The sequence below is a fragment of the Thermogutta sp. genome (assembly GCF_039793925.1).
Taxonomy (GTDB): domain Bacteria; phylum Planctomycetota; class Planctomycetia; order Pirellulales; family Thermoguttaceae; genus Thermogutta.
In genome coordinates, this window is the sequence record NZ_JBAMME010000011.1 from 47,994 (window position 1) to 69,215 (window position 21,222).

At 55.6% G+C, this 21,222-nt stretch carries 12 protein-coding genes; 8 read left to right on the top strand and 4 right to left on the bottom strand.

All coding sequences use genetic code 11. The features are described 5' to 3' along the window. The first annotated feature begins 223 nt into the window (after positions 1-223). The 3 genes from ABJK56_RS00580 to ABJK56_RS00590 all read left to right on the top strand — a co-directional run bounded on the left by ABJK56_RS00580 (position 224) and on the right by ABJK56_RS00590 (position 5,575). Positions 224-3,316 carry a hypothetical protein gene (locus ABJK56_RS00580; protein WP_347242725.1) on the top strand — a complete coding sequence of 1,031 codons (3,093 nt, stop codon included), beginning with the start codon at positions 224-226 and terminating at the stop codon, positions 3,314-3,316. A gap of 66 nt (positions 3,317-3,382) precedes the next feature. Next, a complete protein-coding gene (locus tag ABJK56_RS00585) occupies positions 3,383-4,690 on the top strand; it encodes a lactate racemase domain-containing protein (RefSeq protein ID WP_347242726.1) in 1,308 nt (435 codons plus the stop codon). Between the two features lie 234 nt (positions 4,691-4,924). Beyond that, positions 4,925-5,575, top strand: a complete 651-nt coding sequence (locus ABJK56_RS00590; protein WP_347242727.1) for a hypothetical protein — start codon at positions 4,925-4,927, stop codon at positions 5,573-5,575. A gap of 182 nt (positions 5,576-5,757) precedes the next feature. Here the strand turns inward: ABJK56_RS00590 and ABJK56_RS00595 are convergent, their stop codons facing one another. Continuing rightward, complete coding sequence (locus tag ABJK56_RS00595) at positions 5,758-7,281, bottom strand: PQQ-binding-like beta-propeller repeat protein (protein WP_347242728.1); 1,524 nt, start codon at positions 7,279-7,281, stop codon at positions 5,758-5,760. A 449-nt stretch (positions 7,282-7,730) separates the two neighbouring features. On the opposite strand from ABJK56_RS00595, the gene ABJK56_RS00600 reads away from it, so the two are divergent. Then, the gene (locus ABJK56_RS00600) at positions 7,731-11,726 is read left to right on the top strand and encodes a hypothetical protein (protein WP_347242729.1); all 3,996 of its coding nucleotides are present in this window, start codon (positions 7,731-7,733) and stop codon (positions 11,724-11,726) included. 129 nt (positions 11,727-11,855) lie between these two features. Here the strand turns inward: ABJK56_RS00600 and ABJK56_RS00605 are convergent, their stop codons facing one another. Together ABJK56_RS00605 and ABJK56_RS00610 are read right to left on the bottom strand one after the other, a co-directional pair. Then, the gene (locus tag ABJK56_RS00605; protein ID WP_347242730.1) at positions 11,856-12,683 is read right to left on the bottom strand and encodes an RNA methyltransferase; all 828 of its coding nucleotides are present in this window, start codon (positions 12,681-12,683) and stop codon (positions 11,856-11,858) included. A gap of 268 nt (positions 12,684-12,951) precedes the next feature. Continuing rightward, positions 12,952-15,768 (bottom strand): DUF5703 domain-containing protein, encoded by a 2,817-nt coding sequence (locus ABJK56_RS00610; RefSeq protein ID WP_347242731.1) that lies wholly within the window; start codon positions 15,766-15,768, stop codon positions 12,952-12,954. A 287-nt stretch (positions 15,769-16,055) separates the two neighbouring features. Here ABJK56_RS00610 and ABJK56_RS00615 point away from each other — a divergent pair, with 287 nt between their 5' ends. The 3 genes from ABJK56_RS00615 (at position 16,056) to ABJK56_RS00625 (ending at position 19,837) form a co-directional block, all read left to right on the top strand. Beyond that, positions 16,056-17,198 (top strand): hypothetical protein, encoded by a 1,143-nt coding sequence (locus ABJK56_RS00615; RefSeq protein ID WP_347242732.1) that lies wholly within the window; start codon positions 16,056-16,058, stop codon positions 17,196-17,198. A gap of 292 nt (positions 17,199-17,490) precedes the next feature. Continuing rightward, entirely contained in the window at positions 17,491-18,903 is a 1,413-nt protein-coding gene (locus ABJK56_RS00620) for a glucose-6-phosphate isomerase (RefSeq protein ID WP_347242733.1), read from the top strand. Positions 18,904-19,150: 247 nt separating this feature from the next. After that, the gene (locus ABJK56_RS00625) at positions 19,151-19,837 is read left to right on the top strand and encodes a metal-dependent hydrolase (protein WP_347242734.1); all 687 of its coding nucleotides are present in this window, start codon (positions 19,151-19,153) and stop codon (positions 19,835-19,837) included. 178 nt (positions 19,838-20,015) lie between these two features. Here ABJK56_RS00625 and ABJK56_RS00630 read toward each other — a convergent pair whose 3' ends face one another. Further along, positions 20,016-20,387, bottom strand: a complete 372-nt coding sequence (locus ABJK56_RS00630) for a Rieske (2Fe-2S) protein (protein ID WP_347242735.1) — start codon at positions 20,385-20,387, stop codon at positions 20,016-20,018. Positions 20,388-20,668: 281 nt separating this feature from the next. On the opposite strand from ABJK56_RS00630, the gene ABJK56_RS00635 reads away from it, so the two are divergent. Next, positions 20,669-21,222: aldolase/citrate lyase family protein (locus ABJK56_RS00635; protein ID WP_347242736.1), on the top strand; the 554-nt coding region annotated here is incomplete at its 3' end.

Here is a 21,222-nt window from a genome sequence, read left to right on the forward strand (position 1 = left end):
AGTGGTATCGAGCAGAGATCGCCTTGTGGCCACACGTCCGCACATCGAACAAACCGCTCGATCTCCGCGAAACGATCAACGGCGGAGAGCTATGCCACGTAGTGGCGTTTCCCCCTTGTGGCCCAGAGAATCAAAGGATGTGCTTCGGAAGCTTTTGTATCCTCATGGTTCCGACTTGGAGCCCTAACGAAGAGAGATTTTGGTTCTGGTTAATTGACGTCCTATGCTCGACGACGATAAGCCAGCGATCCGGGCCCGACTTGCCGCACTTGGGCTGGGCATCCTTTTCTGGCTCCTCGCCATTCATACCTTTCGGGCGTTGAAAGGTGGTGCCAGTTTGCCCGTGCAGGTGACGGTCTATTGTCGGAAACCCGTCGAGCGTGGAACCATCGAGCTCTTTCAGGTCACTCGCAGTAACGCCGTCATCTCGGTCTGTCTGGAATTTCCACGCTATTCGCGAAAGGAACAAGGAACGCCTGCCCCATCTGGCTCGTCCGGCCGAGAAGTACCGCAAACTTTCGTTCACGACAGGTCGGAAAGCTCTTTCCCGTTCGCGAATGACCAGGCCGGCTTGGACGCACTGTCGGAAAAGTCCGTGCCTTCGTGGTGGACCGCCCCAGCCATGAGTCAGCGGGAATGGCGTTGGAGAATCTCGGGCTCCTGGGTGCGTTCCCTCCGGCTACGGATGGCAGGGCCTCCTAGTGAAGGCGTGGACAGCGTGCTCATCGTTTGCGGCAGGACGTCGCTGCGGATCCCGGGGGACGAAGTCAAATGGGTACGGACCGATCTTCCCGAGGCGGCCCTGGGACCTGATCCGCCGCGTTACCGAGAGTATTTCACCGGCGAGTTGCGGTGGGAAGGGAAGCTGTCACATTCCGTCCTGCCACAGTTTTCCGGGCTGTGGAACTATCCCGGCGACTTAGCCTTGATGGGTCATATTGTCGCGAGTTTCCTGAAGCACCCGAGCACGTGGTTCTTTGTCCTCTGGGGAGCCATGGGCCTCGGCGTGATTTACATAGGAAAGGGGAGAAAAGTCCTGCGATCGGGGTTTCTCACCGAGAATGCCCCTCCAGGACATGCTTCTGTACACCGCGGATTACTGTGCGGAGCAGGGGGGTTTTTGCTGGTAATGATGGCTGCCGCGTATCTTGAGACACGCGAACCGCGGTATTTCCTTCAGGACGACAACTTCGCCATCTTCTACCCTGTCATCAGCCGGGCGTGCGAAATCGCAGTCACCGGCCGATTCCCCGAATGGGCGACTTACCAGTTTTTGGGTATGCCGCTGGCTGAGCTAGGGACCTTTGCGCTGACGTATCCTCCGACATATTTTGCGTACTTTTTTTCCCGAGATGTGCTGGGTGACCCGACCTGGTGTGTGGATGTGTTTTGCTGGTTTCACCTTTTTCTGGCTTATTGGGCTATCTTTTGGTTGTTATCTCGGGAAGGGATCGTCCCTCTCATTGGCATGTGTGCATCAACATGCTGGGTTCTGTGTGGGTACGCTCTGATCGCATGCCGATCCTGGTATTACATGTCGCCAGTATTTCTTTTCGTCCCTTTACTGGCCATTCAACTTCGCAAACTGGAGAGCGTTCGGGAGCCATTCACCGGTTCCAGATCCAAGATTTGGGGATGGATTTTCTCCACCGGTTTTATTGGAGGCCTTTTCTACCATGCGGGAAATGCCCAGATGTGGTTGTACACACTCCAGTTGCTGGGCACCGCGATTGTTTTGCGAGGCCTGGCCTGCCGGTGGTCTATTCGTCGTTGGGCCATCCTGGGGTCAGCGGCACTCGTTTCGATTGCGGTAGCTGCCCCGCTCCTCGTTCCACAACTCCTTGTGGTGTCGCAAGTCGATCGGCCCCCGGGACCTCATGAAGGCATTTTCGACGGCCTGCTCTCTCTTGTTTTTCCATATCCGCTTGCGCAGGCTCCAAGCCCGTGCAATTGGGCCGATCCCACCAACCCTCATCACGGCCAGTTTTACTTCGCCGGCGGCGTGTTCACGCTCCTGTGGTTGGCAGGGACTGCATGGTACGGTCTGCACTCTCGCAAGGTGACTCAGTTTTTCGCCTCATTCTGGCAGTCGATCGCTATCCTTGCTCTGGTACTTGCCCTGGGTAACGTCGGCGGGTTGTGGTGGCTTCAGTCGCATTTTCCAATCATCGGCCGGGCGTACCACCCGTTTAAATATCTTCCTTTTTTCCACCTGGCACCGCTTCTGGTGGGGGCGAAATTCTGTCAGCACCTCTTTATGGAGCGAAATGGGCGGGAACCTCGGGCGCCCGCGAGCATCTCGCCAGGTGCGCGTCGAGCCGTTTGGATCACGATGGGCACGACACTTGTTTTGCTGGCATGGCACGTATTTCTTGCCGACGCGTGCTTTTACCGATATGGAGACAGAATTTACCGTCCCCTTCCGCCGCAATTGGCAAAGCTGTTGGGCAAGGGCGATTGTCCGGCTCGAATCGCTCCCATAACGCCGTTTCGCTCGCCAGTTAAGAACCTTGTATGGGGACTGGGCCTCGATTTTCCGATGGTGTACGGGGTGGAGTCCATCGACGGCTACGGCGAATTCGTCCGCCAGACGCGTGAGTACCGCCGCGTAGTCGATGGTTTGGCCACCGCACCTCTGCAAACACTCCAGAAATACGGAGTTCACTACGTTCTGCTCCATCGGACGGCAGTGCAGCCGGTCCGCAGCCCCAGTTGGGATGCCCGTTGGGCCGAGACCCAAAGCCTCTTCGACGACTTCCGCATGCGTACCTGGTGCCGAATCAAAGTACCAATTTATTCCGACGAATTCGTGGCTGTGTTTCCGGTGGCGGATCCCGACCCGCGGGCTTTCTGGGAAGAGCCCGAGCTGGAGCAGGCTTCGCTTTCGACCGGCTCCGCGCCAGTCCAGCGGGACGTTACGGCAGTACACGGACCGCCGCGAGAAGGGCCTCCAAACCGACGACCCGCCCAATTTCGTTGCCCAGGCGGTGCCCTCCTTGTCGTGAACTGTGCGGATAAACTCGAAGGCGGACGACTTGTGCTCAATTATCTATGGCGAAAGGGACTGGTGGCCACGGCTGATGGCCAGTCCCTCCCAATTGAGCCGGACGCCTGGGGGCGAACTGTGATCACGGTCCCAGCGGGAACTCGTGAAGTGCAGATCTCGTATCACTCGCCCTGGGAAACGGGCATTTTCGGAGGACTCTTCACCTTGCTTGTGGCCATCCTCCTGGCCACATTGGCGGCACCGCCTCTTGTCGAACGCAGCAAGGCGACGCCCGCGCGGACTCCCCAGTTCTCCACGGGCGCGTCATAATAGATTAGTTTCCCTGGGACAGTTAGACATACATCGACACCGCTAGACAGGAGAGCACGACCATCTATGCCGTGGTTTTATGAAAGGGCATCGGAGATTGGCTGGCCGCGAATTCGCGAGCTGATGGAACAAGCGGTAGATGAAGCGCGGGCGAGGATCTGCCGTTCCCCCCGGCGGGTTCTTTTACTCCCGCCCGACATCACCCGCATGCACTCCGGCGCGGGCAAAATGACCGAGATACTCTATCAAATGTTGGCCAGGGACGCCGACGTACATGTCATCCCCACATTAGGCCAGCACGAGCCGCATAGTCGCGAACAGAATGCCCGAATGTTCGGCAGCATTCCCCACGAACGAATTCACGCCCACCATTGGATCGACACCGTCGTGCCGGTGGGCGAGATTCCTGCCGAATTTGTCAAGGAGGTCAGCCGAGGGGCCGCGGATTGGTCTATTCCCATCGATCTGAACACAATGCTCATGCGGGAAACGTGGGATTTGATCATCAACATCGGGCACGTCGTTCCCCATGAAGTGCTGGGCTTTGCCAACCATAACAAGAACTATTTCATTGGTCTGGCGGGAAAGCGGACCATCTGTGCCTCCCACATTGCGGCGGCCTGCTGCGGAATAGAAAACAACCTGGGGACGCTCATCACCCCGGTTCGGGCATGTTTCAACAAAGCAGAGGAAGAATTTCTCGCCTCTCTGCCGGACTTTTACATCCAAATTGTCATGGCCCGCAATCCCGAGGACCAGCTCGTTCACACGGGAATTTATGTGGGCGATGATCTGGACACCTATTTGATGGCCGCGCGACAGTCCCGTGAAGAAAATATCAAGGTGTTTGAAGAGCCGCTCCAAAAAGTTGTGTGCCACATGCAGGAGGACGAATTCGTCAGCACCTGGGTGGCGAACAAAGCAATCTATCGCACCCGAATGGTCATGGCAGATGGTGGCGAACTCATTATCATCGCGCCCGGACTGAAACGATTTGGCGAACAGGAAGAAGTGGATCGATTAATCCGAAAATATGGGTATATCGGAACGAAGCGGATCATGGAGCTGTATCGAACGAACGCCGATCTCCAGGATCTCGCCCACGCCGCAGCCCATCTCATTCACGGTTCCTCGGAAGGTCGGTTCACCATCACCTATGCCCCCGGCCATTTGACGCGCGAGGAGATCGAGGGAGTCAATTTCAAGTACGCGGATCTTCAAGAAACGCTTCGCCGCTACCCGATCGACAAGCTCCGCCAGGGCTGGAATACATCTGCAGACGGCGAGACGATCTATTACATTCCCACACCTTCTGCCGGTCTGTGGGCCACCCGGAAGAAACTTTACGAACGGCCCCCCGGATTCGAATGCTAACCCGGACGCGGTGTCCTCAGCACGCTTTCCGGTAGACCCGCGGCCCCGATCTGGCTTAAAATTCCCCGGGTTGTATACCAGGTGGGTACAACCTGTGGGTTGCTCGCAGCCTGACAGTGCGTGCCGTCGGGTTACCGCCGGAAAATATGCTATACTCTTGACAGAAAACCTTTTCAGTGCGAGTAAACCGACTCATCCTTTTCAGGTTCAGGCTATTTCCCAGGAGGCGCGCTGGTGGCGCAGGGCGAAAAATCCCCACTGCCCTCATCTGCGGCAAATAACGAAACCGGTGTTGAGCGGGAAGCGCAGCGAGCTCCGCTCTCCGGAACCGGCACCGCGCCTTCGGTTGCACCACGTCGCAGGCTGGCTTTATTAGAAGTGCTGGCCGTCTTCCTGGGAATTCTTCCTGCCTTTTTTATCGGCCTTCTGGCAAGTTCTCATGTACACTGGAGCCAATGGTTTGAGAAGTTGGGAATGGGTGAAGCGTGGGGGGCGTCCCACTCCCGCCCTGCGCCGGCTGCCAAATGGCTGGGCCACGGCGAAGCCGATTTTGGCGATTTTTGCGTCCGTGTTTACGACCCGGCCAGCGGGCTTCTCCGCGAAGCCAGCTTCCAATTCCGGGTGGTGACCACTTTCGACGATCGCGAAAGTTTTAGCCGTTTTATCCAATCCTTCGGTCACCTCATTCGGGACGAGGTTTTCGTTACCGTTCGGGCCACCAGTCCCTCCGAACTTCAACAGGTGGATTATCTGGCCAGAAAAGTGGTCACGCGTGTCAACCGCCTGCTTGGGCAAGCTGTTCTGAAAACCGCTCGGATCGAAAATCTCTCGCTTTCCGAGCGAGCTATTGCCAAAAGTGACACAACATCTCAAACTGGCCCTTAGCCCCGTTTGTCGTTCTCACCGATTCCATAGATGTCCGCTCATGATCCACACGTGTCCATAGCGGCCTCCTGAACGGTGAGTTGCCCGCACTTTGGCGAGACGTTTGGACCGTCGTCGCCACTGACCGCCGCCCAAATGTTACCAACCGTACCAGACAATGACAGGCCAGCAATTAAATTTCATCATTGAAACGGATTTTCACCCGCGGGAGGAGTCGGAGCCGATGTTGTGGGCTGCGGTTGAGCCTGGGGTTGAGCCCGCGCTGGCTTGGGCGGTTGTTTGGGGGCTTGGGTGACAGGCACCACATGCTGGATGGGCTGTGTCAACCTGCTCTCTCGCAAGCACTGAATCAACCCCTGCTCGTTCGCGAGGTAGATTCGATCGGTCTGCGAATTCATGTATCGGAGTGGATAACGTGTCACATCGAACTGTCCCTGCCGCGAACCAGTTTGGACGTCCATGACGACTAACTGATTGATTCCATCAACCCCGTAAACGTGCTGGTCGCTTGCAGCCACAAATTGTCTGATTCCACGACTGAACCAAACCAGCTCACCGGTGGTGGCCTTCACGCGATACAGCCCGCCAGTTTGTGTCGTGAAATAGAGATCATCTCCCACAAGGGCTGGCGACTGGTTGATAGGTTCCCCCGTGGAAAACCGCCACAACACCTTCCCGTCATACTCCCGTAAGGCGTGGACAAAACCGTTAGTCGTTGCCACAAACAGCATGCGGTTGGGATCATTGGGGAGCGTCGGATCACCTGGACGGATGCAGGGCGGTGCGACAATGTCTCCGTTCGTCTGCAAAAAGTACTGGACCTGAAACCGCAGATCTGCACGCACGTCCAGTTCAGCCACGAAAAGCAATCCCTGATCAGTCGGCCAGGCCACCCGCTCCCGACTAGAATCCGCATAGGTTAGCCGGGGTTCCACAAGCGCGTGTCCCCAGGACATCACAAACAGGCCCGGCCTCTGCTTTGTGGAAAGGCGAAGTTCCTCCTTGCTGATTGGTCGGGCGGCCACGGTAGCATCGGGAGGAAGTGTTTCTGACTCTGCCTGTTGAGAAGCTTGCTGAGCCCCCTGAGCGCCGGCCGATCGGTTGTTGGTAGCCGGTTGGCTGGTCCCCGTTTGCTCAGAGGTAGTCGTCCCCAAAAGCTGCGTCCCGGTAGCCGCTGCCATTTCGGGAGTGGCCCATTCGAATCGATACGACTCGATCTTCCCGCGAATAAGTGGCACAAACACGCGCGTGGGGCTTATGGCCGGGCCCGCTCCCACTGCGCCTTCGGTCTGCCGTTTCCAAAGGATGACCCCCGTGTGCCTGTTGAGAAGGTAAATTGTGCTTCCATTGACCACCGCCACCAGATGCTCGCCAGCCGTCGGTTTCAAGGTGAGCAAATCGGGACTCCCGACCGTGGTGGCCCACAAAGAGCGGCCGGTTTCGGCATCGAATGCCTGAATCACGGCCGTGTCGGTCACGACAAACAGTGTTCCCCGATCCAAAAGCCAGCTCGTCATCCGTCCAACAGCAGGGTCCATCTGCACCTGATTAAACCAGGCCAGCTCCAATCCGTAAGGAGCCAGTCGCTCAGGTCGAATGAGGTCTGGGGTCGCCGCCCCGGAATTTGAGTGCCCAGAAAAACTCCCCATTAGGAGAACTGCTATCACCAGCAACAACCGGGCATGTTTCATCGCGCGCTGCGTCATCTCTCTGCCTCGTATGTCGACTGTCGATCAGGCCTTCAACGCCAGGTGCGTCCTTTCGAAAAGCCGCTTCACCCTATCCAGTCACCGCGTTGGCTTTGACTGCAAGGAATACCGGCAGCCTGCCTCCCAGCAGCCCGTGCGGAGTGAACCCCTTGTCCGACTATTATCCATGATAATTGGACAGTTTGGAAAAAAAACGCTGTGTTCCCCGAATGTCGCTAGAGAACCATGTGCCCAGGCAATGGCGCGTGCCCGCCCAGTCTGGCGAACCCACGACAAGAGACGATATCCGGTGACGTCCCGCATCGGTTATAAAAAACGAGCCTCTGCGGTAGAATGCGTGATAGTTGAGGCTCTTCCAGACCCCGAAGCGGACCCTCGACCAACCCGCCACATTGGGGGTCTATTAGCCAGTTAAAGGAGGAGCAGCCATACCGGAGTTTCGCGCCATGACAGACCCGCAGAAGTTCAATTCCCCCGAAGAAATCATTCTGGGGTATCTCAATTTCTCGGATGGTGTTCGAGATCCCCAGTTTTTCCGGGCCTGGAATGCGCTTTTTCTTTCTCTGGGTCTGACAGAGTCGGCAAACAAGAAAGTCGATACCCGAAGCCCACGACTTGACAGCCTCCGGAATCATCTCGTGCGCACCGGTGCGGAACTCGCAGCAAGGAATATCGCATTTTCCGACCTCAGCCGAGCTCAATTCGTTCTGAGCTTTCTTTTTGACACCCTCATCCCGGCTTACCGTGATTTTCACCGGGACCTCTTAAGCCACTGGCAAATTGATGATTACTGCCATCCATTTTTGCTGGCTCGATTTTGCGAGGGGATCCTGGCAACCCTCGCGAGCATGGAAGGCGAACTTACCGTTTCTGACACACTAGTGAAGACCACCCTCAAGCAACTCAACGATTATCTGGGATACCGCCCGATAGCCATTTTGGAAGGGGACCGGCGGTGCAACCCGTACGATCATGAGTACGTTTGCGCGGTCCCTCTGTGGGTGAGGGGAGCCGGAGCCGCCGTAGGAGGGTATCAGGCGCTTCTTGAAATGGCTCTTAACATCCTTCGAGAAACTCCTGAAGACTTGCGTCGGGCGGCCCTTTTCGATCTCGAACAACTCGAGGAAATCGTGCTCGATCCTCGCGGATATGATATGGACCACCCGGTCCAGCAGCGCCCGAATTACCTCTATGGATTGTGGGATCCACACAAACTCAACAGGCGGGGATATTACTGTCGGTTCGTGCTACACGATGCCCATATCGAGAGTGTCTTATCACGTGTCGAGGAAGCAGACCCGGCAGATCGTGAGGAACGCCTCTTCGAAGCGGCGGCTGTGCTTGCCGGTACCACACTCATGGCCTCCGGTATTTGCGGTGATCGACCGGGAGGCATCCTTTCGACAGTCCAAATCGACCGCTGGCTCCAGGGTATTGCCAGACTTCGTGACCAGTTTTATGTGGATCTGCTGAACCGGTGCAGCGGGCCAAGGCGGACCCGCCTGGAGGAAGAAGCACGCCAGCTTCGACAGCCCTTTGGCGGAACCCGGCAAGCCCTGAACCAACGATTATCGGCGTACCGATCGCAAGAATTATGTGCCGCCGCGTGGGCATACTGCTTTGCGCGAATGGGGGCGATCCAGGAAGCTCGCCGCTGGATGCACCGTATCCACTCAGGTGCGGCTCGCATCCGCTGTGAAATTCGATGCCAGCTCAGCGAATGCGAGTGGCTTCTGCGCCGCGGAAGGATTAAGGAATCGGCTGATCGGCTGACCGAGGCTATTGATCTGCTCCATCGCGCAATCGCCTGCGGGGCACTCATTGATCCTTGGTGCATTCTGGGATTCGGTGGCCTGTTTCCCATTTTCGCACACACCCGGGATTCGATTTACGACCACCGTGTGGATCAGCTAGTTGGCCTGATGAAGGAACTGTTCCAGGAGTTCGCCGCCCTGCGGCGGGAGGCAGCCGCTTCCGGTGATCTCGATCTGGACGCTAGGATTGCCCAACAGGCCGCAGCCCTGGCGGAATGGTGGGATCAGTTCGGAACTACGGCCATCTCGGACATTAACAGTTTTGTGGCACGCGAGGAATGCGAAGCCTCCGAACAGGTGGCAGGAGTTCTCCACGACTGGCGACAGCAACCCAGCGAAGCGCATAATCTTGCGTTTTGGCGCAAACATGCAGAATCGCTGCAGTCGGCGATTAGCTACGGTCTTCTCGTCGATACCCTTGTCCAGCACGGCGATTTGAGAGCTGCGATGACCCTCCTGGTACATTGGGCCTCGCGGGCACACGAAGTGGGACTGGGAAGCGGTGAGATATCGTTCCAGGTCATTGTGCTCCGCTGGTTTCAGGCCTTCTGGAAACAGGAGAAAAACCCGCAGCATCGGTGGGAGCAAACCCGCAAATTCATGGATTTTCTGGAAGCAAACGCAGAAGACTTTTTTCGGGTGCCGAAACTCTCCGAACTGCTTGGCCGAACGGAGCGTCAAGCCGCTACTTTCACCGGAGAAGAGGAGCCCGATAGCGAGCCAGAAAGTCTCTTTGAAGCGGCCTATGAAGGCGTCATATTCCGTGACAGCGCTGACGACGGTTATGAAGGGTCGATCGTCGATGAGGACATTCCTACCGACTTTGGTTTGGCCGCCATTCACAACGAGATTTTTGACCGCTGTAATTTTCTCAGCGCCATAATGCTGATCCGTTTTGATTCGCTTCTGGGCACCCTCTATCAACTCCCCGAGGATGAGTTCACCAGGGAGACACTGATCAACTGGTATCGCCACAGCTATCACGTCCAACAGGACCTCCTTCAGCTCGCCGAGGACTTGCGACGATTTCGCGTCCCACCTCCCGGCACCTCGTTGGATAGCATGATCGAATTTGAGCGCCGGAGAAACATCCGTGAGTCACTTTTAGAACGCGCCCTCCATGCAGCGCTGGATATTGCCAACTTGAGATTTTTGATCAGAGCCGCCATGGGAGAGCATTTCCCGACCGAGCCAAGTGTTCGCGACGAGTGGGAAGACACGTACTCAATCGTTCTCCGCGCGGTCCTCTTCTCACAACCTGAACTTTTTGAAGAAACTCTGGAAAAAATTCCCGCGCTTGTCAGTGAAAGGCCAGTCCTTTACCAACCAATCAGCCGCGGCGGGTCACCGAAAAACTATTTCGACGCGCGGCTTCTCCACCGCTCCCTCGGGCTGCTGGTGTACCTGGCATCCCGGGCAGGTTGGGTTTTGCCGGCGCTTAGCGTTGTCGGCTTTGTCAAAAGTGCCGAGCAATCGCAGGTGGAAAGTGGTGGAAAAGTCTCGGAAATCGAACGGCTGTTTGAGGCCCTTGCCGAAGGCATCATGGCGGCGCTTGTTTCCGCACCCCAGAATACCAATATCTCCGTAGAAGAACACCGGCATCGCATTCTCGAAAACTTGATCACCGTTGGCCAGGTGCTTGCTGATTTTTGGATGGCCCTATCCCAGGAAATTTACCTCTCCACTTTAGAGACCACGCCCTTTCAAAAACAATGGCGCGACCTCCGGAAGTTTATTATTGACTATGGCCAGGCGATATTCACACCCATGTTCATGGCCCAGGCCAACCTCCGTGGCGTGCTGACGACCGGCACAACACGCTGGCTGGAAACCATGATTGAGTCCGACGAACCTCAGTTTCAAAAACTCAGCGAGGACGTGAGGTCGGGAGAACTCTCGCTGGCAAAGGCCGGTGAATACCTTCGTTTAGTTATCGAGAGTATTTTGGAAAATTACGAGGACTATCTCGACTATAACAGTATGACCGTCCAGTCGGACTATGGACAAAATCTCTACATCCTTCTGGAATTCCTCAAACTCAAGGCAGAATTTCTGCGCCGTCAGTGGATGCTCAAACCGTTTATTGTCGCCCACCGTGTGCTTCTTCTTCATGAACAGTGGGAGCTCGCCGAGGCCTGGGAAAACGAACTGGCCACCCAGTTCCGCGGCTGGGATGAGGTCTTTCTTAAAAAGTATGAACGGCTGCGGAAAATGCACGGCATCCATCTGGCCGGCCTGTACGAGTTATTGAAAGGTGGTTGCCTGCGACCGCTTCAAGAGGCTCATATCGCGGCGCTCGTTCGCCCGGCTATGCGGGAGCTTTCCGCTGGGCAACCTGGCCATCATTTTGACCAATTCACGCAACGCGCTGAAAAATTGGGATCGTTCCATATTCCTTTCGGTTACCGACGGCCAGAGTGGATGGAAGACCTTGAGCAGGCAATCGACCGGGCGGAGATCGATCTGGAGGTACTCGAACGTCCCTGGGAGTGGGCAAGACCAGCGTGGCAGGCAGGAGCTTTTCCAGTCGCCCAATCCGACGAGATCGTCAAGCAGGTCACGGATTGGGGTCGAGCTATTCGCCGGGGATTCCGCGTGCTCTTCTCCTTTCCGCGAGACGAAGACTGATCTGTGCTGGCCTCCAGAAAAATTTATTCTCAGCTCATGACCGAGTGACCAGAGATAACTCCGTCTCGGCTCGATTGCGCGATACCGCTCATTGCCCGTCTGTTTTATCCCGCAGATGAGTCGCCAACTTTACCTTTGCCGTGAGGCGGCCGCTACCATTCTCTGACGACGGGCCTCATACAGAAGTACGGCTGCAGCCACCGACACGTTGAGGCTGTCGGCTCGTCCAAGCATCGGAATACGCACAGATTTCACCCAATCCTGGCGCCATGCCGGGCTTAGGCCTTCCGCCTCACTTCCCAAAACAATTGCTACAGGGCCGGTCAGATCTTCTTCAAAGTACGCAGAAGTCCCATCCACGCGCGCCGCCACACATTTCAGAGCGTGCTGCTGCAAAAACTCCAGAACTTCGGCACTACTGGCGGCGACAACGGGCAAGCAAAAGATGGTCCCCAGGCTTGCTCGAATGGCCGCGGGATTATACATGTCACAACGCAGATCTGCCGCGATAACCCCGGTAACACCTGCGCCGTCAGCAGTGCGGATCATCGCCCCAAGATTCCCCGGTTTCTCGATTCCTTCCACTACCAGAAGAAGTGGTGCTTCCGAACCATCTTTCACTGTAATGTGCTCCAGGGAAACCGTCGGACATCTTGCGACCGCGACGACTCCCTCTTCTCGCTCTCCGTACGCGATTTTTTCAAACAGACGTTTCGGCACCTCTAAGATCGTGACGTTCCTCGCAGCGAGCACATCCACGAGTTGCCTCCCTTTTTCGGGGGCCAGTGTCGGACAGTAAAACACTTCTTCAATGACTACCCCCGCCTCCAAAGCTCGCCCGATCTCACGGACGCCATCAATGATGATGCGGCCGGTTTTACGGCGTTCGTCCGACTTACGAAGGGCAACGGCTTCCTTTATGCGACGGTTCTGAAAACTCTCAATTCGCAACCACATAATTATCTGTGTTCAACTAGTGGCGTTCTTATTTCATCACCTTGCGAATATATGTTTCTTCACGGCGGGCGTTCGATTGCATGCAATTTGCTTCATCTTTCTGACCTATGCTTGTCAGTCTTTTTCCTAGTGCGGAAAACGCGGCTTCGACCGTTTATTCTTACAGGGATTGTTGAGGACATCCGCGACCTCTTTGCCAGACTCAAGGGACAGCCTAGCCTTCGCAACTGCGTGTGACCAAGGTCCACGGCTCGCAAAAGCCCGCGGGCTAGTTCCCCTTTGAGACCGATCCTTGCTGCAGACACAACACGACATCCTTTCTGCGCTCGGGTGGCTCAACATCCAAATACACAAGTTGCCCGTCTTTATACTCGCCGGTGATGACCGTGCGATAGGGAGCGTGCAACCGAAAACGGACGCTCCAATCCCGCGGCCAGGCCGGCAACAAGAACATTTTCTCGCCATCCTTTTGCAGCAACATACTCTGCAACGCGATCATCAACACAGATCCGTGATCCTGATCCGGCACCCAGTCGAAATTGGGTCCCCAGAACGCGGGAAATCGCGACTCGCTGTTCCACTCGCTTGCCCGCGCCACCACATACTCGCAGGCTTCCTCCGCCAAGCCCAGATACGCCATGAAAATCTCATCCTGACGCCAACCGACATGGCCTCGATCAAGTCGATGGTGCAAAGCCTCTATACCCAAAGCATTATTCGGCTTTTCAAATGATACTACCCGAAACGGAAACACAGCATAAAGTTCAGTATTTTCAATATTTCTTTTAGTCGCATATTTCTCCGCAGGCGCCAGCATCGTGACACCATTAACTTCCCGCACTGGCAATTCCGGAATTTTCGCCCGGAGCGTTTGCCAGCGATTCCGGAATTCTTGATTCGTTAACCCTGTAGGCAGGGACAGGAGCCGTTCCAGGACTGCGTGAAGACCCGCGATTTCCGGCATCGGGTTAGTACAATCCCACCAGGTTTCCAGAGCCTGGGCGGGATGCATCACCAACTTCCCATCGCTTCCCACTTGGTAATGTTCGTTAAAGAAGGTCAGCACCTCGTCAATAACAGGAAGTGCCGTTTCCTTTAGAAATTTCTCATCTCGGGAATACTCATAATAATCGAGCATCAGCCATGCTAATTCCAGTCCACTGACCCATTCCCATTTGTGCCAGCGGCTTGTTTGGAGCTTGTCTTCGCCACGCTCTTCAAAGGGTATCCAGCCGTATGTCTCACTGAAGACGTCGCCCCAAAAGTAGATACATTCCGGTATAAACAAGCCACCATGATTAAAATATTTTCTTGTCCGAAATTTAAAAAGTGGTACAAGGTCCTTTGCGTACATTTGAAACAACGGCTGCATGAGCTCAAAATCACCCGCCGCGCACATCGTGTAGTAAGGCAAACGAGTATTTTGCCACCAGTATCCGGGTCCCCAGCGTCGATAGTCTGCATCCCCTTCGGCTCCCGGCCACGCCACTGTAAACAGAGACCCGTTGAACTTGATGGGATACGGCCCCCTTCCAGCACAGGCATTTATAAACCTTTGTAAGCAATACCCGCGAGAAACGACGTAAGCGGGATCTTCCACAGGTATTTTCTTTTGGGCAACAACATTACCGTTAAGAAACAGCTTTAGCTCGCCACTTTGGGGATCCATCGTAACCGCAACGTGGTACCACTTACCGGCGGGCAAAGCATCTTTTACCTGCAAGATGTGATTTCCTGCAATACACCGCAAACTGTTGCCGGGATAGGTATCGAGCAGAAATCCGTCGTCTCGCCCCGGAGTCACCTTATCGACGATGCGTCCACCGCCTGGACGGAGTTGCTCTGGCTTCACCCAAGCTTCTATTGTCAGGCCAGAATCGAACGAGATCTTATCAGAACCCTCCAAAATATCCCCTGGTTTCGGGAAGCCGGTGTACACAGCCCACCGCACATTCATCGATTCACGGGGGCCAACCTGGGCGAGAGCTCGAATATCGAGATCACTGAGAGGCATATCCCAAAGAGAGATGCGGTCTAACTCGCCGCTGAGGCGATTGCCCCCCGCCTGATCCCAGCCGAATCGGATCCTGTGCTCGTTTTCCGGGACCATCCGAACTGCCGGCAACGGCGACGAACTTGAAACGACGATATAATGTCGTTCCCAGAAATCTTTCCACCATTGGCAGTGAAGTTCCCGATGTTTTTCCGCCGGGACAGCTTCATATTCATTCTTGAGTTGCACGATAGAATTTAGCCATTGATCTGGCGTCGCCGGATGAAGTGTGGAAACCCATATTTTAAATCTATGGGACGTCCCCTCGATACTTTGTAACTCCCGCGGACTGAGCGTTCGTCCATTATCTGCATATACCACGGCGCCAAATACTCGATGGAGCAGGGGATCGACTCGGGAAAAATCCGCTAATCCCTGAATTCGGGCCGTCAGCGCGGGCCCAATCGATTCTGTGTTGTGGTGATACCATCCAATTCCAAAAGGGCAGTTCTCAAGCACCGTATCTGGTCGGACGATGAGTTTGCCGCGTTTTCCCTCGGGATGCTCCCGATCACTGAGGACATCGCTGACCTCGAGGTGCTGAATTTCCATCGGTTCTGTGCGCCACGGCTCGAGAATCGCTGTGGTAGTGGTCGGCGCAGCGGAGGTTATCTCGACGTGGACAACCGGAGCGTGGGCATCCACCCACACCTGAATTGTCACCCACTGCTTCCCGCCACCCCAGGAAGCTACCATCGTTGCATCGCGGAGCCGTAGCCGCTGCCGGAATTCCTGCGAGACTTCAGGAACCGGATGAATACGAAAACGCACTCGCCCGATTTTCAGAAGTCGCCCGTACTCATCCCACGAATCAGATCGTGCCAGATAAAGCCGCAGAGATCCGTCCTTCTCGATCCACGCATTGACGGCCACTTCGCCGTTGCCGAGAGGCATCGATCCTCGACAATCTTCGCTGGGCGTCTGCCACTCCACGTCGTAACTATCTGGCCAGTGCGTTTCGACTTCCAGAGCAGAACTCAGTGGAAGAAACAAGAGAGATGCAACGATCGTGGCAATCCCGTGTCTGGCCATCGCCGTTCTCCTTTGGTGGGTGATAATCGGAATCTTTTGCAATTTTCTCTACAACAGATCATGACTATGCGTATCTCGCATTAAAAGCCAATGTTACTCCTGCGTAAAGAACTCCCCATCGTTCTCCCCATGTTGAGCAATTTCACCGTTGACGAGCACCTGGTCAAACGCGGTCCGCGCGTGTATTCCTTTGGCAAGCCGGTAACGTTAGGATAAGAATTCGTTGCAGCAGCTCAGGAACTGGCGTGCCTACAATCTTTGGCTTACCAGCATACGAGGAAACAGACATGGCGAGGAATCCGACTTCTCTATCTGACCGTGAACCATTGCCCGTTGTGATTTTGACAGTCGCGGTAAAGATTGGCTCCGGTTTTAGTTTTGCGCTCTCGCTGGGCCTTGGGAAACTCGTTTTCCTAATGGGCACACTCCTCATCGTGGCCATCGCCCGCTTTGCAATGGGCGAGCAAACACCCAAGTACACCGTGACTGAAACCGACGAACGAATCACTGTGGTAACTCCCCATCTGGAGCTGGCCATCCAAAAGAGAGGATACGTCAGCGGTATTGCCGCGCAGTCGTTTGTGGATCGAAAGACGGGATTTCGAGATGCCGGGTTTGGTCTGGATATCGTGGATTGGCTCATGGAGCCGGGCTCGGATGAGCCATACCGTAACGGGTTGTCGCCCGAGTTGGTCTATCAGTTTAATAATCTCTATCATGGTCAAATCCCCAAACGATCAATCGAAGGTCCACAAATTTGCACGAAAGCCGGAGAGCTTCATCCTCGGATCGTTCGCGGGAGGGACTTTGTCGCTATCCAGCAGGAATTCCGCTATTATCTTGCGGCACCGGGAAAAAACGCGGGTTCCGTTTGGCGGCAGTGGATTATCGTGCCCAGTGATACCAGGTATGTGTTTACAATGGACAGTGTCGAAACTGTCAACGATAGTCCTGCGTTATTTCTTCGCATTGATATGCCCGGTCACATCCGACACAACAGCGGTGATACATTCGACCTTGTCTACTTGAGCTATTTTGGTTTTAGTCCTGCGAAAACATTTTTTGAGGACTTTCCGCCGGATGCTCGTTTCCGATATGTCCGCGGAGAGCAGCCCCTGCCTGATCGGTTCATTCGCGCCTATCGTCTGCGCGACCCTAAGACGGGCGCCAAAGGGCCGTGGTTGGCGGGAATGACCCTCGATCCCACAATGGTCTACGACGCTTGGTGCCATCAGCGAGGCTATGTGTGCATGATTGAAGAGATCGGCGGCTATCCGATCAAGGCGGGTCAGACCTTCAGCGCAGCATTTATTGTCGGATACTTCGACACGATCGGGGAAATGAATATGACGTACGACCGTTATGCGGGTGCCCGTGCGATTGAGGTGGACGAGTCCGTCCCGCAATGGCGGCTAATACCGGCTCGGTAGGAGCTCTCCTCTGGAGCAGTACGACGACTGTGACAAAATGAGGGGCAGAATGCTCAGAAATCCGCCGACCCAGTTATCTCGCAACTGCGCCCCCTACGTTCATTCCCGCGGATGAGAGACAATAAAGGGTTCCGCCAAAGCGTTGTGCGACGACAATACCGGAACGCGTTGAACGTTTGTGTTTATGCTTTCCAAAGGTGGGACTATTGGTCCGATGCCAATTTGAAGTGCATCTGGGCCACTTCAATGCGCTGCATGTGGTTGACCACGGAGTGTTGGAAAGGACCCTCGTATGAAATTGCCCATTCAATACACCACGTCGCTGGTCGAAGTGTCGTCCCAGGCAAGGCCAATTGAGAAGGAAACTGGCGTTTTGCAAGAGGACATCGCGTGGTTGTGGCCGAGGTTACTCTCCTCCCGCGACCAGGTCCTTGCGGATGTCGAAAACAAGAAGAATGGTCGGCCGTCCCCGATTTTCCCGGAGCCCGTGGACTCACGGTTTTTCGACCTTCCAGAGGAGCTTCTGGCATCGCACTCCGAACTTCAGCGTATGGTGGAGGTCGCGGGTACATTCGGGCAGGAACATGATTCCGTCATAGTGCTGGGCATTGGGGGATCCTACATGGGTGCGCGAGCACTGTTTGAAGGGTGCTGTCATCCCTACCACAATGAGCTTCCGCGAGCAAGACGTGGGGGGTATCCACGGCTCTATTTTGAGGGAAACAACCTGGACAACGACACGATGGCCGGGCTTATCGAGCTGCTGGACAATCGTCCGGATGAAAAATGGGGCATCGTCGTCATCAGCAAGAGTGGGTCCACAATCGAAACGGCTGTCGCCTTTCGAATATTCGTGGAGGCCCTCCGCGGCCACTGCCAAAAGAAGGGGCTGTCCCTTGGGGATCATATTCTGGTGGTAAGTCAGGAGGGGAGCAACTTGTGGCGATTGTGTGAGTCCTTGGACGTGCCGAAATCTCACATGTTTGCGTTCCCCGGCGACGTTGGGGGCCGGTTCTCGGTGCTCAGCGCGGTCGGGCTTATCCCCAGCGCCGTGGTCGGCCTGGATGTGAAAGGCCTGCTGGACGGGGCCATGGCTGCGAATGAGGCCTTTCGGACAAACGATCCGGCTGAAAATTTGATCCTCAAGTACGTAGCGATCTGCCATCTCATGGAAATTCAGCGGGGCGCTTCCATACGAGTACTTGCCACCTGGGGCAAACGTCTGGAAGCGCTGGGCCTATGGTATGATCAGCTTCTTTCGGAAAGCCTTGGCAAAAATGGCCAGGGAGCTACACCGCTGACAGTCGTCAACACCCGCGATTTGCACTCGCGCGGTCAGCAGCATCAGGAAGGCCGCCGGGACAAGCTCTTTACCAACCTCTGGCCTGCCAAAGAGCGGCTTGTGCCTCTTGGCATCGCCCACTGTGATGCCGATGACGATGGATTGAATGAATACGCCGGTCGAACCATCCACGAACTTCTCAATGCCGCACGCCAAGGAACCAATCAGGCCTACGCGGAGGCGTTCCGCAGAACGGCAGAGATTGTCATTCCCCAAATCGAGGAACGCACGCTGGGGGCCGTGTTCCAGTTCCTCATGCTGGCGACTGTCACGGAAGGCTACCTGATTGGCATCAATCCCTACGGTCAGCCGGGAGTCGAGGCGTACAAACGGCACATGCGCCAGTACCTGCGGAAAACTTGACGGAGTCTTTTCTCCTCGGGAAGGGCAGGGGAGGGGCGTCGGTTGCCAATGGAACTTGACAGCTCAGCCCTGCGGATTGACACGAGTCATCCCGCGGGTAAGGGCAGGGGATAAGCTGTCCAGAGTGGGAGATTCTGCAGAAGTTTCCCGCGCTTGTATAATAGCGTGATAAAACGCAGGCATAGCAGAGAGGCTTCGGTGATCGAACGCCGGGTCCGTTGACGAACAACGAGGAGGTGTCAAACGAATGGCCACAGAATTGCAATGGTTGGGTCACGGCAGTTGGCTGATTCAAACGAATGGTACGCGGATTGTGCTTGATCCTTTTCTGGATGATTCCCCAGTGGCCCCCGTCAAATCGCATCAGGTCCAGGCTGAGTACGTCCTCGTGTCGCACGGACACTTCGACCACATCGCCGATGCCGAAAAGATCGCCAAGGCAAATCAGGCCACCGTCATTTCTACCTACGAGATTTGCGAATGGCTGGCCAAGCGGGGCGTGGAAAAGACCCACGGGATGAACATTGGCGGCAGTTACGAGTTTCCCTTCGGCCGGGTGAAAATGACTCCGGCGGTACACACGTCGATGCTTCCGGATGGCAGCTACGGGGGCGTGGCTGCGGGATTTCTGCTCACTCTGCCAGAAGGAAAGGTTTATTTTGCCTGTGATACAGGCCTTTTCCTGGATATGCAACTGATCGGGCAGGAAGGACTAACCCTCGCAGCACTTCCCATCGGGGACAATTTCACCATGGGGCCCGAAGACGCGCTCCAGGCAGTTAAATTTCTTCACCCGAAGATGGTGGTCCCTGTCCACGCCAATACCTGGCCCCTCATCGCGCAGGACGTGCAGGCCTGGGCGGAACGGGTGTACAAAGAGACCGCCGTCAAAGCTGTTGTACTGGAGCCCGGCGAGTCTTTGACGCTCCAATAACGCACTCGGCTCGGCGCGTCCTTCCTGGTGACGGTTAAGCGACGGTCTTTAGTTACGTCAAACCTTCGCGGAAAGAAAAAGCGCTCTTCCACCTCCGACGGAACGGGATAGTCTGCCCCCTGGGGACATCGTTTCCCGAGCCTACTCTCCATGGGCCTGGCACGACTCACAAGCAGGCCTACTGTTTGGACTTCGACTGAGTGTCCTCAGGGTCCGTGGGCTTTTTAACGTAGACCCACCCGTCCCGGATGGCCACCTGGTAGATTCGCGCGCGGAGAGAGGCCACATCCAGACACTGTCCATCGGTCAGACGAAATGCCCACATGTGTCGCGGGCAGATCACCGCCCCCTGATAAATCTCTCCGGCAGAAAGCGAGTCACCCATGTGCGGGCAGTAATTGTCCACTGCAAATACCTCTTCTCCGACGCGAAAAAGGGCGATCTCGTGGCCATCTGCCGAAAAAAGGAATCCTTCTCCCTCTTTGAGGGAAGACAATTCCACCGCCCGCCACCACTGTTCATCGTGCCAGTTAAGAGTTTTTTCGATCACGGTCAACTCCGTGGTTGAATTTCCGTGTTCCAGCATGAATTGGTCGGCCGCCTTTCTCCACTTGCTCGGGCCCAGGAATGGGGCGCAACATGCTGCCAATCACCAAGTCAACCTCTACCACCGTGGACGTTGACCTCGTGGAACCCCCGATTCTCCGTTAGAATAGGCCTGCGGATACTTCTATTGTAGACGCTTCGGCAAGGAAAGGTCTTTCGCTTTTGGTTCGCTGAAAAACTGACCGGCACAGGATGTTTTCCAGCGAAACGCGGGGAATAACATCGATGCGGACGAATGCTGTTAAAGATAAGCTTCACAAGGGTCAGGTCGCATGGGGAACGTGGATTACGTCGGGGAACTACCACGTGGCGCGAGCTCTTTTGCCCCTTGGTTTTGACTGGCTGACAATCGACATGGAACATGCGGCGGTAGATTGGTCCGACGTCGCTCGTCTCGTAGGGGCGATTGCCGACAACAACGTCGTCCCGTTTCTCAGAGTTCCCGAAGGAACACCGTTTTATCTTAAACGCGCCCTAGACACGGGCGCGTTCGGGATCATCGTGCCAATGGTAGAAACGCCCGAACAGGCACAGCAGATCGTTCGTGCAACGCGTTTTCCGCCGGATGGTACCCGCAGCGCCGGGGGAGCCCTTCATTTTCTCCACTTCGCGGCCACTTTGGAGGAATATTTAGCGCGGGCAAATCAGGAAATCATGGTGGTCCTGCAAATTGAAAGTCCCCGCGGCGTCCAGAATTGCGCAGCGATCGCCTCCGTCGCTGAGTGCGATGCGCTGCTGGTAGGTCCCCTCGATCTGGAGACCCGTCTGCGGGCAGAATC